At 74.4% G+C, this 19,416-nt stretch carries 8 protein-coding genes; 4 read left to right on the top strand and 4 right to left on the bottom strand.

Features of this window, described 5'->3' with window-relative positions; translation table 11 throughout:
* Positions 1-41 precede the first annotated feature (41 nt).
* The 3 genes from ACPU2J_RS02240 (at position 42) to rox (ending at position 3,666) form a co-directional block, all read left to right on the top strand.
* Positions 42-929, top strand: coding sequence for an AraC family transcriptional regulator (locus tag ACPU2J_RS02240; RefSeq protein ID WP_420081974.1), 888 nt, complete (start codon positions 42-44; stop codon positions 927-929).
* A 118-nt stretch (positions 930-1,047) separates the two neighbouring features.
* Complete coding sequence (locus ACPU2J_RS02245) at positions 1,048-2,031, top strand: alpha/beta fold hydrolase (RefSeq protein WP_420081973.1); 984 nt, start codon at positions 1,048-1,050, stop codon at positions 2,029-2,031.
* A gap of 210 nt (positions 2,032-2,241) precedes the next feature.
* Entirely contained in the window at positions 2,242-3,666 is a 1,425-nt protein-coding gene (gene rox, locus ACPU2J_RS02250) for a rifampin monooxygenase (RefSeq protein ID WP_423832617.1), read from the top strand.
* Positions 3,667-3,707: 41 nt separating this feature from the next.
* Here the strand turns inward: rox and ACPU2J_RS02255 are convergent, their stop codons facing one another.
* Positions 3,708-5,285, bottom strand: a complete 1,578-nt coding sequence (locus ACPU2J_RS02255) for an amidohydrolase (RefSeq protein ID WP_423832618.1) — start codon at positions 5,283-5,285, stop codon at positions 3,708-3,710.
* Between the two features lie 47 nt (positions 5,286-5,332).
* Positions 5,333-5,545 carry an MbtH family protein gene (locus tag ACPU2J_RS02260; protein WP_361603114.1) on the bottom strand — a complete coding sequence of 71 codons (213 nt, stop codon included), beginning with the start codon at positions 5,543-5,545 and terminating at the stop codon, positions 5,333-5,335.
* 92 nt (positions 5,546-5,637) lie between these two features.
* Here ACPU2J_RS02260 and ACPU2J_RS02265 point away from each other — a divergent pair, with 92 nt between their 5' ends.
* Complete coding sequence (locus ACPU2J_RS02265; RefSeq protein ID WP_423832619.1) at positions 5,638-6,765, top strand: alpha/beta hydrolase-fold protein; 1,128 nt, start codon at positions 5,638-5,640, stop codon at positions 6,763-6,765.
* Positions 6,766-6,775: 10 nt separating this feature from the next.
* Here the strand turns inward: ACPU2J_RS02265 and ACPU2J_RS02270 are convergent, their stop codons facing one another.
* Both ACPU2J_RS02270 and ACPU2J_RS02275 read right to left on the bottom strand, forming a co-directional pair.
* Positions 6,776-8,476, bottom strand: a complete 1,701-nt coding sequence (locus tag ACPU2J_RS02270) for an ABC transporter ATP-binding protein (RefSeq protein ID WP_423832620.1) — start codon at positions 8,474-8,476, stop codon at positions 6,776-6,778.
* Entirely contained in the window at positions 8,463-19,415 is a 10,953-nt protein-coding gene (locus tag ACPU2J_RS02275; RefSeq protein ID WP_423832621.1) for an amino acid adenylation domain-containing protein, read from the bottom strand. Before ACPU2J_RS02275 ends, ACPU2J_RS02270 begins: the two co-directional genes overlap by 14 nt.
* Position 19,416: the final 1 nt, after the last annotated feature.

Raw genomic sequence — 19,416 nt, forward strand, 5'->3', positions numbered from 1 at the left:
TTCCGGAGAGCGCGGGCCGGGGACTGTGCTGCACTGGGGGCATGGACCTGGACGAGCTGCGGACCCTCCTCGAACGGCACGCGCGCCCCGATGCGACCACCGCCGTCGAGGGCGTGCTCGTGTCCCGGGTGGAACGGTCGGCCCCCGCCGAACCCGCCATGACCGGAACCGTGCTGGCGGTGATCGCCCAGGGCACCAAACGCCTGGCCCTGGGCGACCGGGTCCTGGAGTACGGCCCCGGCCAGTACCTGGTGGCCTCGGTGGACCTGCCGGTCACCGGGCAGTTCCTGCGGGTGAGCCCCGAGCGCCCGGCGCTGGGGTTCGGCCTGGTGCTGGAGCCCGCCGCGGTGGCCGAGCTGCTGCTGCACGCCGGCCCGGACGGCGCGCGGCAGGTCCGGGGCGGCCCCGTGCCCGCCCTGGCCGTCTGCGACGCGCCCGCGTCACTCCTGGACGCCGTGGTCCGGCTGCTGCGGCTGCTCGACGCCCCGCGCGACCGGACGGTGCTCGCGCCCCTGGTCAAACGGGAGATCCTGTGGCGGCTGATCACCGGCGAACAGGGGGCCGCCGTACGCCAGCTGGGGCTCGCCGACAGCAGCCTCACCCATGTGGCGCGGGCCGTCGCGTGGATCCGCGGGAACTACGCGGAGCCCTTCCGGGTGGAGGAGCTGGCCCGCAGGTCCGGGATGAGCCAGTCCGCCTTCTACCGCAACTTCCAGGCCGTCACCTCGATGAGCCCGATCCGGTTCCAGAAGCAGATCCGGCTCCAGGAGGCCCGTCTGCTGCTCGCCACCCGCCCCGGTGACGTCACGGGGGTCGCCCACCGGGTCGGGTACGACAGCCCCTCGCAGTTCAGCCGCGAGTACAGCCGCCAGTTCGGGGCGCCGCCCAGCAGGGACGCCGCCCGGCTGCGGCTCGGCGGGCCGGGCTGAGCCGCGCCGTGCCGTGCCCGGAGCCGCGGCCCCGGGCAGCGCGCCTGGGCGGCATCGGGAGCCCGGTGGGGCAGGCTGTCCGGCACAGCGTGTCCCGAGCAGAGGGAGTGGTGCGACCGTGGGCGAAGAGCGGGCCGTGAACGTCGGACCGGCCGGGATCGAGGTGGCGTACGAGCGCCTCGGTGACCCTCTGGCACCTCCCGTCCTGCTGGTGATGGGCATCGGGGCGCAGATGATCGGCTGGCCGGACGGCTTCTGCGCCGAGCTGGTCGGGCGGGGCGTGCAGGTGATCCGCTTCGACAACCGCGACACCGGGCTGTCCACGCACTTCCGCGACGCTCCCCCGCCCGACTTCGTGGCGGCGCTGGGCGGTGACACCTCCTCGGCCGCGTACACCCTCTCCGACATGGCGGCCGACTGCGTCGGACTCCTCGACGCGCTCGGGCTGGACGGCGCCCACGTCGTGGGGGCCTCGCTGGGCGGTGCCATCGCCCAGACGGCCGCGATCGAGCACCCCGGCCGGGTCCGCTCCCTGACGTCGGTGATGTCCACAACGGGTGATCCCGTGGTGGGCCGGGCCCGGCCCGACGCGCTTCTGGCCTTCGGCGGGCCGTCGCCGGCGAACCGCGAGGAGGTGATCGCACGGACCGTCAGGATCGGCAGGGCCCTCGAGGCGTCGGCCTTCCCGTTCGACGAGGCCGCGGCCGCCGACCGGGCGGGCCGCTCGTACGACCGCGACCACGACCCCGTGGGCGTCACCCGCCAGGCCGTGGCCTCGCTCGCCTCGGGCGACCGGACGGCGCGGCTGCGGGAGCTGGCGGTGCCGACGCTGGTGATCCACGGGGCGGACGACCCGATGTGCGAGGTGAGCGGAGGACGGGCGACCGCGGAGGCGATCGCGGGGGCGGAACTGGTGGTGATCGACGGGATGGGCCACGGCCTCCCCGAGGCCCTGTGGCCGCGGATCGCCACGTTGGTGACGGACCTGGTCCACCGGGTTGAGTCGGCCCGCGGCGACCTCCGCGCCCCGGCCGCGGGCGAGCGTCCCGAGCGGGTGCCGGCGGGGGGCGCCGAGTGCCTGGTGGACGACGGCCGGGGGTGACGCCCGCAGCTCGCCCAGATCGAGGCCGCCGCGGGACCGGACCGGCCGGCCGGGGACGCACGAACCGGCTGAGAAACACGAAAGGCAAGGAGGCGTACCCACTCCTTGCCACTCTCAACTTATAGCGCACAGGGGGGCTTGTGGCAAGGCCCCCTCGGTGACGCACAATCGCCGTCCGAAAAGAACGGGAACCCCGGACGGAGAGTTGTGTTGATCGACGTGATCGTGGCCGGTGGCGGCCCGACCGGTCTGATGCTGGCCTGTGAACTGCGGCTGCAGGGTGTGCGGGTGGTCGTGCTGGAGAAGGAGAGCGGACCGACGCCGCATTCCAAGGCCCGCGGCCTGCACGCGCGCAGCGTCGAGGTGATGGACCAGCGGGGCCTGCTGGAGCGCTTCCTGCCGCACGGCGAGAAGTTCGCGGTCGGGGGCTTCTTCGCCGGCATCGGCACGGCGTGGCCGGACCGGCTCGACACCTCCCACCCGTACGTGTTCGCCGTCCCGCAGGTGGTCACCGAACGGCTGCTGACCGAGCGCGCGGTCGAGCTCGGCGTGGAGATCCGGCGCGGCCGGGAGGTCACCGGGCTGCACCAGGACCCGAACGGGGTGGACGTCGCCCTGGCCGACGGCACGCGCCTGCGCGCCCGGTACGCCGTCGGCTGCGACGGCGGCCGCAGTACGGTGCGCAAGCTGCTCGGCGTCGCCTTCCCCGGCGAGCCCTCCACGGTGGAGACCCTGCTCGGCGAGATGCGGATCGGGGTGGCTCCGGAGACCCTGGCGGCCGTGGTGGCCGAGGTGCACAGGACCCACAAGCGGTTCGGCGCCGTCCCCGAGGGCGACGGGCTGTACCGCGTGATCGTTCCCGCCGACGGGGTGTCCGAGGACCGTACGGCGGCGCCGACCCTCGACGACTTCAAGAAGCAGCTGAAGGCGTTCGCGGGCACCGACTTCGGGGTCCACTCGCCGCGCTGGCTCTCCCGTTTCGGCGACGCCACCCGGCTCGCCGAGCACTACCGGGTGGGCCGGGTGCTGCTGGCCGGGGACGCCGCGCACATCCACCCGCCGACCGGCGGCCAGGGCCTGAACCTCGGCGTGCAGGACGCCTTCAACCTGGGCTGGAAGCTGGCGGCGGAGGTGAACGGCCGGGCCCCGGAAGGGCTGCTGGACAGCTACCACGCCGAACGGCACCCGGTGGCCGCCGCCGTGCTGGACAACACCCGCGCGCAGATGCAGCTCATGTCGACCGAGCCGGGTCCGCAGGCGGTGCGTCGGCTGCTGTCGGAGTTGATGGACTTCGAGGAGGTGAACCGCCACCTGATCGAGAAGATCACCGCGATCGGGGTGCGCTACGACCTCGGCGAGGGACACGAGCTGCTCGGGAGGCGGATGCGGGACACCGAGCTCTCCGACGGCCGCCGCCTCTACGCGCTGATGCACGCCGGCCGGGGGCTGCTGCTCGACCGGACCGGGCGGCTGTCCGTGGACGGCCGGGCCGACCGGGTCGACCACGTCGTCGACGTGGTGGCGGATCCGGACGTGCCCGCGGTGCTGCTCCGGCCGGACGGGCACGTGGCCTGGGCGGGCGAGGACCAGCAGGGCCTGTCGGACGCCCTGGGGAAGTGGTTCGGCGCCGCCTGAGCCGCCGGCGGGGTCCGGCCTTCTCCCCTGCGCCGCGGGGATCAGGCCGCGGGCTTGCCGCTCTCGCGCCCGTCCACGTACGTCGCCACCACCTCGATGTCGCCGATGCGGGAGACCTCCACGCGCCGCGGGTCGTCGCCGAGCACGACGAGGTCGGCCCGCTTGCCGGGGGTGAGGCTGCCCGCTTCTGCGTCCCAGTTGCAGGCGTGGGCGGCGGCGACGGTGTAGGCGTGCAGGGCCTCCTCCACGGTGACGGCCTCGTCCGGTCCGATCAGGCTGCCCGACGTGGAGGTGCGCTCGGCCATGAACTGGACGGCCCGCAGCGGCGATCCGTCCGTCACCGGCCGGTCGGAGCTCCCGACGAGGTTGATGCCGTGGTCGAGGAACCCGCGCCCCCGGTACATCCACGGGGCCCGCTCCGGTCCCATGATCGCGGCGTAGTCGTCGCCGAAGTAGCGCAGGAAGTTGGGCTGGACGACGGCGCTGAGGCCCAGCCGGGCGAAGCGCGGGAGCTGGTCGGGGCGGATCAGGCCCGCGTGTTCGATGCGGTGGCGGGCGCCGGGGCGCGGGCGCAGGCGCTGGGCCCGTTCCAGGGCGTCCAGGGCGACGTCGGCGGCGCGGTCGCCGATGGCGTGGACGGCGAGCTGCCATCCGGCGAGGTGGCCGTCGACGATGGTCCGGGTGAGGACCTCGGGGTCGTCCTGCAACTGCCCTGCGTGGTCGAGTCCTTCGTAGGGGGCGCTCAGGGCCGCGGTGCGGGCCATCATGCCGCCGTCGGTGAAGACCTTGAGGGCGCCGACGGAGAGCCAGTCGCCTCCGAAGCCGGTCCGCAGGCCGAGGTCGAGGGACCGGGGGATGCCGTCGGCCTCGTGGGCGGCGACGGGGCGGAGCCGGTCCGAGGACACCATCAGCTGCACCCGCAGCGGCAGCAGGCCCTTCTCCCGGGCGAGTTGGTAGGCGCCCAGCTCGACCGGGCTGTGGCCGAAGAGGGTGCCGCCGATGCCGGCCTCGGCGCAGGCGGTGATGCCCTCGGCGAGGCAGGTGCGGGCGGCCCGGCCGATCGCCTCGGCCAGGTCCTCCTGGGAGTGGGGGAGCCGCAGGGCGCGGGCGGCGCCCATCGCGGCCTCGGCGAGGAAGCCGTTCTCGTGCGGGAGGTCCGCGGGCAGGAGGTCCAGGACGGCGGTGTTGACGACGCAGCCGTGGCCGGACTCGTGGAGCAGGTAGAGCTTGTGCCCCGCGGCGACCCGGTCGAGTTCGACGGCGGTCAGGTGGCGGCCCAGGGCCCGCTGGTCGTAGCCGACGATGCTCACCCACGCTCCGGGCGTGTTCTTGCGGGCCACGGCCCGCGCCACGGCGGCCAGTACGTCGTCGACGCGGGTGAGGCCGGCGATGCTCGGGGTGCTCTGCGTGAAGCCGGTCCAGGCCAGGTGGACGTGTGCGTCGATGAATCCGGGCAGCACGGTGGCGCCCTGGAGGTCGACGACCTCCCGGGCGGGGAGCGCGGCCACGGCGTCGTCCAGGCCGACGATCCGGCCCCGCCAGATGCCCAGTTCGTGGGCGACCGGGTGGTCCGGGTCCATGGTGAGGAAGCGGGCGTTGGTCAGCCTGGTGCAGAGCATCGGCGGGGTCCTGTGGGTGCGGGCGGCGCCGGCCGGGTGGCGGGGGGTCAGGCTTCGGTGGAGGTGACGAGGGAACGGGGCCGCAGATCGGTCCAGTTGGCCTCGACGTACGCGAGGCACGCCGCGCGGGTATCCTCCCCGAAGGCGACGGTCCAGCCACCGGGGACCTCGGCGAAGGACGGCCAGAGGGAGTGCTGGTCCTCCGCGTTGACGAGGACGAGGAAGCGGCCTTCGGTGTCGTCGAACGGGTTGGTGCTCACGTCGATGCCTCCCGGGAGCGATGCGATTAGGTTAGGCTCGCCTAATTACGACGAGCTTAGCCTTTCCCCTTGCCGCTCACAAGGAGATCCGCATGCGCCCGACCGACCCCGCCCCCGGCCGTGTTGCGGCCCCCGAGCATCCGTTCGCCGCGTACGGAATGCCCGCGGAGCCCGGTACCGAGGACTTCTGGGGGGCGGCCGGAGCCCCCGCGGCCGTCCGTGACGGCGCCGGGTGGACGACGCTCTTCCTGTGGCGCGGCTCCCCCGCCACCCTGGACTTCGAGAGCTGGTCGGGGCCCGTGCCCCTGCGCAGGTGGGGAGCCACCGACTGCTGGTACGCCGAGGTGCCCATGCCGCCGCGGCTGCGGGTGACGTACTGGTTCCTGGTCGGCGGCGCGGGCCGCGCCGACCCCTTCAACCCGGCCGGGGCGGGCGCCGACCGGTCGGTCACGGCCACGCCCGACGCCCCGGACCAGCCGCACTGGCCGGCCACCGGACCGGACGAGGTGCTGCCCCTCCCCCGGACCCGGCTGCGCTGGACGGGCGGACGCCTCGGCGGGCGGCGCACCGTACGCGTCCACGCCGCGGGCGGCGGCGGACCCGTCGTGCTGCTCCTCGACGGCGACGACTGGCTCTACCTGCACCCGGCCGTGACCGCCTTCGACACGGCCGTTGCCCGCGGCGACCTGCCGCCGGTCACCCTCGTCTTCCTGCCGACCCGGGACCGGGAGGCGGAGTTCGCCTGCCGTCCCGAACTGTGGGAGGCCGTACGGGAGGAGCTGCTGCCGCTCGTCACGGAGGCGGGCCTGCCGGCCGACACCGGCCGGCTGGTCGTCGCGGGCCAGAGCCTCGGCGGTCTCAGCGCGGTGTACGCGTCCCTGCGCTTCCCCGAGCTCGTCTCCCGGGTCACCTGCCAGTCCGGGTCGTTCTGGTGGACCCCCGGCGCCGCGGACCTCACCGATCCGCTGGCCGGGCCGGCCGGGGGCGCCGTCGCCGCGATGCTGCGGGAGCGCCCCGACCTGTCCGGCCTGCGGATCGCCTTCGACGTGGGCGAGCACGAGACCGGGATGCTGCCCCACTGCGCGGCGGTCGAGTCCCTCGCCGGGGAGGCAGGGGCGGCCGTCCGCGCGTCCCGGTCCCCGTCGGGGCACGACCGGGCCGGCTGGCGGCACGCCCTGACCAGGGACGTGGCCTGGGTGCTCTCCCGGGACCCGGCCTGAGCGGCGGGCCTCAGCGCGCCACCGCCAGGCAGTAGTCCTCGTCGGTGGCGAGGAGGTTGCGGTGGGTGTCCTCGGCGCTGATGACGCCGTCGTCCAGGACCAGGACCCGGTCGGCGGCGTCCAGCAGGGCCGGACTGCTGGTGATCACGAGGGTAGTGCGGCCCCGGCGCAGTGCGGCCACGTTGCGCGCGATGAGCTGCTCGGTCACGGCGTCGACGGCCGTCGTCGGGTCGTGCAGGACGAGGACGTCGCTGTCCGCCGCGAGGGCCCTGGCCAGCGACAGGCGCTGGCGCTGCCCGCCGGAGAGGTTCGCGCCGCGGTCCCGGACCCCGTAGTCCAGGCCCTCCCGGTGCAGGGCGACGACATCGGTCAGCATCGACGCCTCCACCGCTTCGGCGACGGACGCGCTGGTCCCCGTCGGGTCGATGTTCGTGCGCAGGGTTCCCGCGAAGATCTCCCCTTCGTACGGGTTCACCAGCAGGTGCTCACGGACCGCTTCGACCGACAGGCCGGCGATCTCCCGGCCGCCCACCCGCACCGTGCCCTCGTACGCGGCCGGCGGGACCGTCACGGACAGGACCGCGGCGAGGTCGGCCGCCTCACCCGGCCGGTACGCGGCGACGGCCACGAACTCCCCCGCCCGCACCCGGAACGTCAGGGCGCGCAGGGCCCCGTGGCGGACCCCGTCCAGCTCCAGGTCGCCGCCCGGTTCCGGGCGGCCCGTGCCCGGTGTCATCAGCGGGGGCGCGGCGAGGACCAGGGCCATGCGGTCGGCCGAGGCGCGGGCCATCATCACGTACTTCGGCATGTCCGAGAACATCTTCAGCGGTTCCATGATGAACTGCGCCAGCCCCACGGCCATGACCAGTTCGCCGATGCCGATCCGGCCCTCGAAGGCGAGCCAGCCCGCCGTGAGGGTCACCGAGACGGCCAGCACCGCGTTGAGCGCCATGGCGGTGCCCGCGTACGCCCCGTTCGCCACGGCCACGGTGACCGCCTGGCGCTTGGCCTCCGTGCTGACCTCGCGGTAGGACCGGAAGGCCGCGAGGTTGCCGCCGAATCCGTGCAGCGGGCGCAGGCCGGTGATCAGGTCGGCCACCTTGGCGCCGGCCCGGGCCACCCGGGCCTGCTGCTCACGGGTGCTGGAACCGATCCTGCGGGACAGCACGCTGAGCACCGACAGGATCGCGACCGTGCCGACGATCACGAGCAGGCCGAGTCTGATATCGGCCAGGCCCAGTGCGACGGCCGCGACCAGGACCGCGACCAGGGAGCTGACCAGCAGGGGCACCACCTCGATGATGTCGGCGGTCTGGTCGGCGTCCTCGGTGGCGATGGTCAGCACCTCGCCGGACTTGAGGTCCACGTCCCGGGCCACCGGCTGGAGGCCGCAGTCGGCGACCCCGACCCGCCAGCGGTGCGCCTCGGTGGTGTTGGCCTTCTGCAGGATGCGCATGCCGAAGCGCCAGGACAGCGAGACGGTCGTGATGATGACGGCGAGCACGCCGATCGAGACGACGAGCGCGTCGGGGCTCCGGTCCTGGAGGGCGTGCTCGACGATCAGGCCGAGCGCGATGGGGAAGGCGGTCTCACCGGCCTGGTAGAGGCCCATGAGGACGGTGCCCCCGGTCATGGCACCGACGTTGCGGCGCAGGGCGGTGCGGAGGATGTCGGACCCCGTGCGGGGCCGCTGCGTGTCAGGAGTTGTCATCGAGGTGGCGGGCAATCGCTTCCGGGGTGCGCAGGGTGAACAGGTCGCGGATCGTGACCACAGGACCGTACTCGCGGCGAAGCAGGCCGATCAGCCGAACCGCCAGCATGGAGTGGCCTCCGAGCGACACGAAGTCGCTGACGGCGCTCACCTCGTCGTCGTCCAGGTCCAGTGCCTCCGCGAAGAACTCGCAGACGGTCGTCTCCGTCCCGGGCCGCGGGCCCCGCTCGCCGCCCGTGGTCAGCGCGCCGAGCGGCCTGGCCTCGGGCAGCGCCTTGGTGTCGGCCTTGCCGTTCACCGTCAGCGGGATGACCTCGACCCGGGCGTAGTGGGTCGGGCGCAGGAAGTCCGGGAGCGCGGCGCCGACTTCGGCGGCGACCTCGGCCAGCTCGGCACCTTCCAGCACGAGGTAGGCGGCCAGCCGGTGGGCTCCGTCGACCTGCGGGTCGGGCTGGGCCACGGCGGCCGCGAACCGGACGGCGGGGTGCGCGGCGAACGCGGCCTCCACCTCGCCGAGTTCGACCCGGTGGCCGCGGATCTTGACCTGCTGGTCGGTGCGGCCCAGGTACATCAGGTTCCCGTCCGGGCGCCGCAGCACCAGGTCGCCCGTACGGTACATCCGCTCGCCGGGCGGCCCGAAGGGGCAGGCGACGAACCGGTGGGCGGTCTGGGCGGGCTGTCCCAGGTAGCCACGGGCGATGCCGATGCCGGCCACGTACAGCTCGCCCGGGACTCCGTCCGGGACGGGCCGCAGCCAGGGGTCGAGGACATGGACGTCGGTGTTGTCGATGGCGACGCCCACCACGGGGTCCTGGCACTCGAAGGTGCCGACGCCGAGGGTGTTGATGGTGTATTCGGTGGGCCCGTACAGGTTGTAGCCGACCGTCCCCCCGGTGTCGGCGAGGCGCTGCCACAGGGTCGGGGTGACGGCCTCGCCGCCCAGGAGCACGAGCGGGGGCCGGCGTCCCGGGTCGTCGAGCAGTCCCTCGGCGACGAGCTGCTGGGCGTAGGTCGGGGTCACGTTGATCACGTCGATGGCGTGCGCGAGGCAGTAGTCCACCAGCCGTGGCGCGTCCCGGCGGAGTTCCTCGTCGCAGATGTGCACCTCGTGGCCGTCGGCGAGCCAGAGCAGCTCCTCCCACGACATGTCGAAGGCGAAGGACACCGTGTGGGCGATGCGGAAGACCCGGTGGCCGTGGTCGGCGAGGACCGGCTCGAAGATCCGGCGCTGGTGGTTGACCAGCATGTTGGTCAGGCCGGCGTACTCGGTGACCACGCCCTTCGGGCGCCCCGTGGATCCCGAGGTGTAGATCGTGTAGGCGGGGTGGCGCAGGCGGTGCGGGTCGTCCGGCGCGAAGGTCGTGAGGGGCTCGGCCGCGGGCAGGGGCCGGTCCAGCTCGACGAGTTCGCCGGTGAGCCGCGGGGAGACGGCGCTCACGGTGAGGATCACGTCGGGGCGGGCGTCGTCGACGATCGCGGCGATGCGTTCGTCGGGGTGGTCCAGTTCGAGCGGGACGTAGGCGGCGCCGGTGCGCAGGACGGCGAAGAGCGCCACGATGGAGTCGAGGGAGCGGGGGATCGCGAGGCCCACGGTCCGCTCGGGTCCGATGCCCCGTGCGGCGAGCACCCCGGCGACGGCGCGGCTGCGGTCGCGGAGGCCGGCGAACGTGAGGGTGCTGCCGTCCGCGACGAGGGCGGTCCGCTGCGGGTCGCGGTCGGCGGCCCGGTCGAAGCGGTCGACGACGGTGTCGGTGCCGATGTCCGTGCGGCCGGTGGTCAGGGGGTCGGGCCCGAGGCCGGGCAGCGCGCCCAGCGGGCCGGTGGAGCGGGCCAGGTCGTCGAGCACCTTCAGGTAGTCGTCGAGGAGCGTGCGCGCCGCCGGGGTGTCGTGGTCGCGGAACTCCAGTTTGACCGTGAGCCGCTCGCCCGGGGTGACCACCCAGGTGAAGGGGTAGTGGGTGGAGTCGTCGGCGCGGACCGAGGTGATGCCGTGGCGGGTGTTCATCGCGGCGAACGCGTCCATGTCCAGGAAGTTCTGGAGCACGAAGAGGTTGTCGAAGAGGGTGTCGTGTCCGGCGGCCCGCTGGATCTCGCCGAGTCCGAGGTGTTCGTGTTCCATCGCCTCGGCCCGGGCCCGCTGTACGGCGGACAGGTAGTCGCGTGCCGTGTCCGCGGGCCGGGGGCGCGTCCACTGGGGGACGGTGTTGAGCAGGACGCCGACGACGTCGGCGAGCCCCTCGCCCTGACGGCCGGAGACGGTCACGCCGAAGACGGCGTCACTGCGGCCGGTGCGCGCGGCCAGCAGGAGGCCGAAGGCGCCGGTCAGCACGGAGTTGAGGGTGACGCCGTGGGTCCTCGCCGCGTCGCGCAGCAGCCCTGACGCTTCGGCGGTCAGGGTGTGGACGAGGGTGCTCGGCAGGTCGTCGGCGAGGGCGGGTGCGGGTCCGGCGAGCAGGGTGGGGCCGGGCAGGCCGGCGAGGTGCTCGGCCCAGAAGCGCTCCGAGACGGCGGGGTCCTTGGCGGCGAGCGCCCGCGCGTGGTCCTCGAAGGCGGGGGCGGCCGGTTCCGGGACGGGTGCGTCGCCGGCGAGGACGGCCTCGTAGTGGGCGAAGAGGTCGCGCAGGACGATCTCGCGGGACCAGCCGTCCCAGAGCAGCAGGTGGTAGCTGAGGAGGAGCCCGTCGCGGTCTCCGGGCAGCCGGACCACGGTCAGCCGGATCAGCGGTGGCTGCCCGGTGTCGAAGCCGGTGTCGCGGTCGCGGGCGAGGAGCGCTTCGATCTCGTCGTCGCCGGCCAGGGTGAGGGTGCGCACGGGTACGCGCCGGCCGGCGGCGAGGACCTGGACCGGGTTCCCCCGGTCGTCGGTGGTGAATCCGGCGCCCACGGCGGGGTGCCGCGCGATCACCCGTGCCATGGCCTCGGCCAGGGCCGCGGGCTCGAGGCGGCGGTCGAAGGTGAACCAGCTCTGGGCGACGTAGTGTCTGGCCGGACCGGCCAGTTGGGCCTGGAAGTACAGGCCCCGCTGGAGGGGGGTGACGGGTGCCGTGCGTTCGGCGGTGGCGGCGGCCCGGGCGATGTCCTCCAGGGCGCGCAGCCAGTGTGCGGTGATCTCGTCCGGCACGCCCTCGGCGAGGGTGAACGCGGCGTGCAGGCGGCCGGTGGCGGCGTCGGTCCAGGCGTTGACCTCGACGGCGTACGGGCTCGCGGGGTCGCCGCCGGTGATCTGCGGGACCTGGGACTCGTCGCCCCGGCCGAGGTAGTTGAACAGCACCTGGGGGTGGGCCCGCAGCAGCGGGGCGGTCTGCGGGTTGAGGTACCTGAGCTGGCCGTACGCGACGTGCGCGGGCTCGTCGGTGCGGCGTGCGGCGGCCTCGCGGGCCGCCGCGACCGGGTCGGTGTGCGGGGTGAGGCGTACGGGTGCGACGGCGGTGAACCAGCCGACCGTACGGGTGTAGTCGTGGTGCGGGAGGGCCGGTACCCGGCCGTGCCGTTCGAGGTCGATCGCGAGGTCGGTGGGTACGGGCTGGACGTGGGTGAGCGCGGTGCGCAGGGCTCCGCACAGCAGCTCGGTGAGGTCCACGCCCAGCGCGGTGGGCGCCGTACGGGTCACGAGGTCGCTCGTCGCGGGCGGGAGCACCGCCGTGGTGTCGCGCGGGGCCCGGACGGCGGGGAGCAGCGGGGGTGCCTGGAGGGTGGTGGTCCAGTGACCGAGGCCGTCGGTGAGCCGGCCGGAGGCGGCGGCGAGGGCGTCCGCGTAGGCGGCGTACGGGGTGGTCGGCGGGGCCGGGTCCGTGCCGCGCATCGCGGTGTCCAGGTCGTCCAGGAGGATCAGCCAGGAGACGGCGTCCACGGCGAGGTGGTGTGCGGTGACCACGAGGGTGTGGGTCGCCTCCAGCCACGAGAACGCGATGACGTCCCCGGTCGCGGGGTCGAGCCGGCCGGCTGCCTCGTCCGCCGCGGCGGCCGGGTCCGCCGCGTCCGTGCGGACGACCGTGGTCCCGGGGGCGGGGCCGGTGCTCGGCGACCACACGCCGTGCTCGGTGTTCAGGCGCAGCCGCAGGACGGGGTGGGCGGCCACGACGGCACGGGCGGCGCGCTCGGCGTCGGCGTGGCCTGTGCCGTCGGGGGCGGTCAGTGTCCTGGCCTGGGCGAAGCGCTCCAGTGAGCCGCCCAGGGCGCGTTGGCGCAGGATGATGGGGGTGGGGGTGAAGGGGCCGTCCTGGTGGGTCTCGGCGGCGGTCGCGGGGAGGGCGGCCGGCGGGGCGGCGGCGGCCAGGTGCGCGGCGAGGGCGCGGGGCGTCCGCAGCAGGAAGACGTCCCGCGGGCTGATGGCGAGGCCGAGGGCCCGGGCCCGGTTGACGACGGTGATCGCGAGGATGCTGTCGCCGCCGGCCCGGAAGAAGTCGGTGTCGGGGTCGACGGAGGTGGCGGGCAGGCTCTGCGCGAACACGTCGGTCAGGGCGGCGAGCGCGGGGCCGGCCCCGCGCGGCCCGCTCCGGCCGGCCGGTGCCGGGCCGTCGTCGGGGCCCTGGGCGCGGGCGCGTTCGGCCAGCGCCTTGCGGTCCAGCTTGCCGTTCACCGTCAGCGGCAGGGCGTCGGCCCGGACCGTCCGGCCGGGCACCATGTGCGCGGGCAGGCGGGCGGAGAGCAGGCCGGTGAGGTCGTCGGGCACGACGCCCACCACGTGGGCGACCAGGTGGTCGCCGGTGTCCGCGACGGTGACGGCGGCGTCGACCACGCCGTCGAGAGCGCGGATCGCGGACTCCACCTCGCCGGGTTCGATGCGGAAGCCCTTGAGCTGCACCTGGTCGTCGGCGCGGCCCAGGAACTCCAGGTCGCCGTCGAGGGTGCGGCGCGCGAGGTCGCCGGTGTGGTACATGCGGGCCCCGTCGCCGGCGAAGGGGTCGGCCACGAAGCGGCTCGCGGTGAGCCCTGCCCGGCCGAGGTAGCCGAGCGACACCTGGTCGCCGGCGACGTAGACGGCGCCCGTCCGGCCCGGTGGCACGGGGCGCAGCCGGTCGTCGAGCAGGTGGGTGACGAGGCCCGGGAGCGGGCCGCCGATCGGACTGGCGGCGTCGTCGCGGCGGACGTCCTCGTCGGTCAGGACCCGGTGGGTGACGTGGACGGTGGTCTCGGTGATGCCGTACATGTTGACCAGCCGGGGCGCTTCGGTCCCGTGCCGTTCGACCCAGCCGCGCAGCCGGACCGGGTCCAGGGCCTCCCCTCCGAAGACGATCAGGCGCAGCGCGGGCAGTGCCGGCCCGCCGGCCTGCCGGTCGGCCTCGGTGAACTGGTGGAAGGCCGAGGGCGTCTGGTTGAGGACGGTCACGCCGCGCTCGCGCACCAGCCGGTGGAAGTCGGCCGGGGAGCGGGTCAGGCCGTAGTCCGGGACGAGCAGTTCGCCGCCGTGCACCAGGGCGCCCCACAGCTCCCAGACCGCGAAGTCGAAGGAGTACGAGTGGAACTGGACCCAGACGTCGTCGGGGCCGAAGCCCATGCCGGGACGGGTGTGGGCGAGCAGGGTCACCACGCTGGAGTGCGCCACGACGACGCCCTTGGGGCGGCCCGTGGAGCCGGAGGTGTAGATGACGTAGGCCGGGTCGTTCGGGCGGGTCGCCCGGACGGGGGCGTCCGGGGTGACCGGGCTGTCGTGGTGGGGGTCGTCGGCGGGGTCGTCGTGGACGACGACGCGGGCCGGCAGGCCCGTCCGGTCGAGCAGCCGCGCGAAGCGGTCGCGCTGGTCGCGGCCGACGAGGACGACCCGGGGTGCCGCGTCGGCGAGGACGTACTCCAGCCGCTCGTCGGGGTAGGCGAGGTCGAGGGGGACGTAGGCGCCGCCGGCGGTGACGACGGCGACGAGGCCGACGACCTGTTCGAGGGAGCGCGGGAGGGCCACCGCGACGCGTTCGCCTGGGCGGACGCCGGCGGCGCGCAGCCGGGCGGCGAGGGCGTTCTTGGCGTCGGCGAGTTCGGCGTAGGCCAGGGAGCGGGTCGCGCCGTCGAGCTCGCAGTGGGTGACGGCGGTGGCGGCCGGGTCCCGGCACGCGGCGGCGTCGAAGAGGGCGTCCAGGGTGGCCGGGGCGACGGGTGCGGGGGGCCGGGTGGTTCCGGGGCGCAGGTCGTCGACCGGGGTGTCGGGCCGGGTGAGGAGGTCGTCGAGGGTGCGGGTGAAGGTGTCCAGGATCCGCCGGGCGCCGGCTTCCCGCAGCAGGGCGCCGTCGTGGATCAGGTTGAACCGCGGGCGGCCCGTCGCGGTGCGTTCCACGACGAGGGTCAGGGGGTAGTGCGGGGCGCCCTCGTTGGCGACGCAGGTGACGGCCAGGGTGTGGCCGGGCTCGCGGAGGGCGGCCGTGTCGGTGGCGACGTCGAAGACCACCAAGGTGTCGAAGAGCGGGCCGGTTCCCGCGTGGCGGCCGGTACGGGCGAGGGAGACGTGCTGGTGGGGCAGGACCGCGCTCTGGTGCTCGCGTACCGAGGCGAGCAGGTCGCGGACCGTGTCGTCCGCGGTCCACCGGGCGCGTACGGGGACGGTGTTGATGAACAGGCCGACCATGTCCGCGATGCCGGGGACGTCAGCGTCGCGCCCGGAGACGGTGGACCCGAAGACGACGTCCCGGCGGTGCAGGAGGTCTCCGAGGGTGACCGCCCATGCGGTGTGCACGGCGACGCTCAGCGGTACGCCCGCCGCGCGGACGGCGGCGTCGAGGTCCGTCGCGGGTTGCGTGAAGGCGTCGGCGAACCGGTCGGAGGGGGTGTGGCCCTCGGCGACCAGCGAGGGGCCGGGGAGGCCGGCGAGCTGCTCGCGCCAGACGCGGTCGCTCTCGTTCTCGTCGCGTGCGGCCAGCCAGTGCAGGTAGTCGGCGAATCCGCCGGTCGGGTAGACGCTTCCCGGGGCGTGGTACTCGGCGAGCAGCGCGCGCAGCATCGGGGGGACCGACCAGCCGTCGGCGACGATGTGGTGGACGGTCTGCACCAGGACGGTGCGGCCGGTCCCGGCGCGGACGAGGGTGAAGCGCATCAGCGGGCCCGCGGCGAGGTCGAATCCGGCGCGGCGGTCCCGTTCGGCGAGGTCGCGGATATCCTGGTCGGTCGCGCCGGGGCGGTCCAGGACGGTGAACGGGGCGCGTACCCCGCTCTCCAGGACGGACACGACGCGGCCGTCGGCGAGGGCGGTGAAGCGGGCGGCGAGGTTCGGGAAGAGGGCGAGCAGCCGGGTGGTGGCGGCCGCGAGCCGTTCGGGGTCCACGTCCCCTTCGAGGGTGAGCAGTTGCTGTTCGACGTAGCTGCCCGCGGAGTCGTCGTCGTAGACCGAGTGGAAGTAGAGGCCTTCCTGGAGCGGGGTGAGCGGGAGGACGTCCCGCAGGGCCGGTCCGTCCAGGTCGTCGACGTCGGCCTGGGTGAGGGGCACGAGGGGGAAGTCGCTGGGCGAGTGGCCGCCGCCCTCCAGCGCGGCCAGTCCGGTCAGGGCCTCGTGGAACCAGCCGCCGAGGATCTCGATGTCCCCGTCGGTGAAGAGGCCCTCGGGCCAGGAGACGGCGGTGACCAGTTCGTAGCCGCCCGCGGCGGCGGGTTCGGCGATGGCGTTGAACTCCAGGGCGCGCGGGAGACGCATCCGCGGATCGCGCCTCTCGCCCAGCTGGCCGGTCGTGCCGGTGAGTTCCCAGTCCCCCGAGGATCCGGCGTCGAAGCGGCCGAGGTAGTTGAAGAGCACCTGCGGCGGGGGCGCGTCGAAGGCGGCGCCCCCCAGGTGGCGCAGGGCGCCGTAGGGCAGGCCGTTGCCCGGCACCCGGGCGAGGTCCTCCTTGACCGCCTTGAGCGCGGTGGCGAGGTGGGCGGGGTCGGTGGGGTCGTCCGTCGGCCCGGGGTCCACGGTCACCGGGAAGAGGGTGGTGAACCATCCCACGGTGCGCGAGAGTTCGGGCTCGAATCCCGCCGCGCCGGCCACGAGGTGGGGTTCGCGGCCGTGGCCCTCGAGCTCGACGAGGGAGTACGTCTGGTCCTGTCCGCGGGCGCGGCGCCAGCGGGCGAGGGCCACGGCGAGCGCGGTGAGCAGCACGTCGTTGGGCCCGGCGTGGAACCGCGCGGGGACGTCCCCCAGCAGGGCCGCCGTGGCCTCGGGGCCGATGCGGACGGTCGTGGTGCGCTCCCGGGCGACGGTGTCGTCCGCGGACAGGGGGCGCCGGCCCAGTCGTGCGTCCGGTCCGGGCAGGGGCCGCGAGAAGTACTCGAGGTCCGTGTCGAAGGAGGTGCGCTCCAGTAACTGCGTCCAGCGCCGGAACGAGGTTCCCGCCCGGGGCGGTTCGACCGGCTCGCCGGCGACGGACCGCTGCCACGCCGCGGCGAGGTCCTCCATGAGGATCCGCCAGGACACGCCGTCGACCACGACGTGGTGGGCGACCAGGACCAGCTGGCGTGCGGTGCGGCGCCAGACCGCCCGCAGCACGACCCCGCCCTCGGGGTCCAGGCCGTCGGTGGCGAGGGCCACGCACGCGTCGAGCGGTGCGTCGCTCTCCTGCCAGGAGGCGCCGGCCCCGTCGCGGTCGGCGGGCGGGACCTCGAAGCCCCAGCGGTCACCGCGGACCAGCCGGGCGCGCAGCATGTCGTGGCGTGCGACCACGGCGTCCAGGATCTCCCCGAGGGCGTCCGCGGTGAGTTCCGCAGGGGTGTTCAGCACGACCGACTGCACGAATCCGTCGACGGCGTCGGTGGTCTCCCCGAGCCACCGCAGGATCGGGGATCCGGTGACGGCTCCCGTCGCGACGTCGCCGCGGTCGGCGGCCGCCGCGTCCGCCCGGCCGGCCACGGCCGCCAGCGAGCCGAGCACGCCGTTGGTGAAGATCTGCCGCGGTGTGACGTGCAGGCCCGCCTCGCGCAGGGCGCCGAGCAGGGAGATCGCCAGGATGCTGTCGCCGCCGAGGGCGAAGAAGTCCTGGTCGGCGCCGACCTCGTCGAGGCAGAGCACGGCCGCTGCCGCCGCGCACACGATGCGTTCGTTCTCGCCGACGGGTGCGCGGAGCACGCCGGTGGCGGTGTCGGGCTCGGGGAGCGCCCCGCGGTCGAGCTTGCCGTTCGCGGTGAGCGGGAACTCCTTCATCACCACGATGTGGGCGGGCACCATGTAGTCGACCATGTGCGCGGCGGCCCACACCCGGACGTCCTGCGCCCGCAGGTCCTCGCTCCCGGCGGCCGGGATCACGTATCCGACCAGGTACGTCCCGCCGGCCGAGTTCGTGCGCGCCACGACGCAGCCGTGCCGTACGCCGGGGTGCTCCGCGAGGCCGGCCTCGACGTCCTCGGTCTCCAGCCTCATGCCGCGGATCTTGATCTGGTTGTCGGCGCGGCCGAGGAAGTCCAGGGACCCGTCGGGGGTGTAGCGGGCGAGGTCGCCGGTCCGGTACAGCCGGGAGCCGTCGGCGGCGAAGGGGTTGGCGACGAACCGGGACGCGGTCAGGCCGGGCGCTCCCGCGTAGCCGCGCCCGAGGAGGAAGCCGCCGACGTACAGCTCGCCGCCCACGCCGACGGGGACGGGGCGCAGTTCGTCGTCGAGGACGTACAGCTGGGTGTTGGGGTTGGCCTTGCCGATGGACGTCGACAGGCGTTCCGCGGCGCCGCGGTAGATGACGTGGGAGACGCCGATGGTGGTCTCGGCGGGGCCGTAGCCGTGGTACATGGGTATGTCGAGCCGGGTGCGGAAGCGTTCGTAGAGCTCGGGAGTGAGCACCTCGCCCCCGCACCACACGTGCCGCAGGCTGTCCAGCCGTCCGGAGTCCCCCGCTATCTCCAGGAGCACGTCCAGCATGGAGGAGACCAGGTAGGTGAAGGTGACGCGTTGCTCGGCGATGACGCCCAGCAGGTGCTGCGGGTCCCGTTCGCCGCCCGGGCGCAGGACGACGAGCCGCCCGCCGGACACGAGCGGGAGGAAGATCTCGTTGACGGAGATGTCGAAGGAGAGCGGCGCCTTGAACAGCGCGGCGTCGTCGGGTCCGAAGCCCAGGATCTCGGCGGACTGCCACAACAGGCGTTCGCTGATGGCCTCGTGGCGGATCATCGCGCCCTTGGGGCGGCCGGTGGAGCCCGAGGTGAAGATGACGTACGCGAGGGCGGCGCCGGGGACGGTGACCGGCGGGGCGTCGCCGGGGAGGGAGCCGAAGCCCCAGTCGCCGAGGTCGACGCGGACGGCCTCCGGTTCGCCGGGGTCGTGTGCGCCGGAGGTGTTCAGCTGGAGGACGACCCCCGCGTCCTCGATGACGACGGCGCGGCGGGCGGCGGGCCACTGCGGGTCGAGCGGGACGAACGCGGCGCCTGCCTGGAGGACGCCGAGCAGCCCGATCACCATGTCGGCGGAGCGGCCGAGGGAGATGCCGACGACCTGCTCGGCGGTGATTCCGCGGTCGATGAGGTGGTGGGTCAGCTGGGCGGAGAGCTCGGCGGCCTGACGGTAGGTCAGTGAGCGGTGTTCGTCGACGACGGCGACGGCGTCGGGCCGGATGCGCGCCTGCTCGCGGAACATCTCCACGACGGTCGGGCGGTTCCGGTCGGCCGTGGTGTCGTTCCACTCGGCCAGGGTCTGCATCCTGGCCGCCGGGGAGGCGGCGGCGATGGTGCCGAGGGTCCGGTCGGGGAAGTCGGCCAGGTCGTCGAGGGCGAGCTGCGCGTCGTCGGGGGCGATCCCCTCGGGGACGGTGATGGTCCGTGCGTCGGCGCCTACCTCCCAGCCGGTGTCCCCCCGCAGGCCCTCGTCCACGGCCGCGAGGACCTCGGTGAACGGGGTGGCGGCGGTGAGCCGCATGCCGCGGGGGCTGCTGCCCGTCGCCCAGTAGGCCAGCCCGATGGAGCAGGCCTCGGCGATGGTCCGGTCGCCGTGGTCACCGGTTCTGCGGCGCACTCCGGCCAGACGGGTGGGAGAAAGCCGCACGCGACGAGCGGTCGGTTCCGTCATC

The organism is Streptomyces manipurensis (genome assembly GCF_049570255.1).
Taxonomy (GTDB): Bacteria; Actinomycetota; Actinomycetes; order Streptomycetales; family Streptomycetaceae; genus Streptomyces; species Streptomyces manipurensis.

Bases quoted from the DNA above. Each gene is read 5' to 3' on its own strand.
- ACPU2J_RS02240 (WP_420081974.1), top strand. From the start codon at position 42: ATGGACCTGGACGAGCTGCGGACCCTCCTCGAACGGCACGCGCGCCCC.
- ACPU2J_RS02265 (WP_423832619.1), top strand. From the start codon at position 5,638: ATGCGCCCGACCGACCCCGCCCCCGGCCGTGTTGCGGCCCCCGAGCAT.
- ACPU2J_RS02255 (WP_423832618.1), bottom strand. From the start codon at position 5,285: ATGCTCTGCACCAGGCTGACCAACGCCCGCTTCCTCACCATGGACCCG.
- ACPU2J_RS02270 (WP_423832620.1), bottom strand. From the start codon at position 8,476: ATGACAACTCCTGACACGCAGCGGCCCCGCACGGGGTCCGACATCCTC.
- ACPU2J_RS02275 (WP_423832621.1), bottom strand. From the start codon at position 19,415: ATGACGGAACCGACCGCTCGTCGCGTGCGGCTTTCTCCCACCCGTCTG.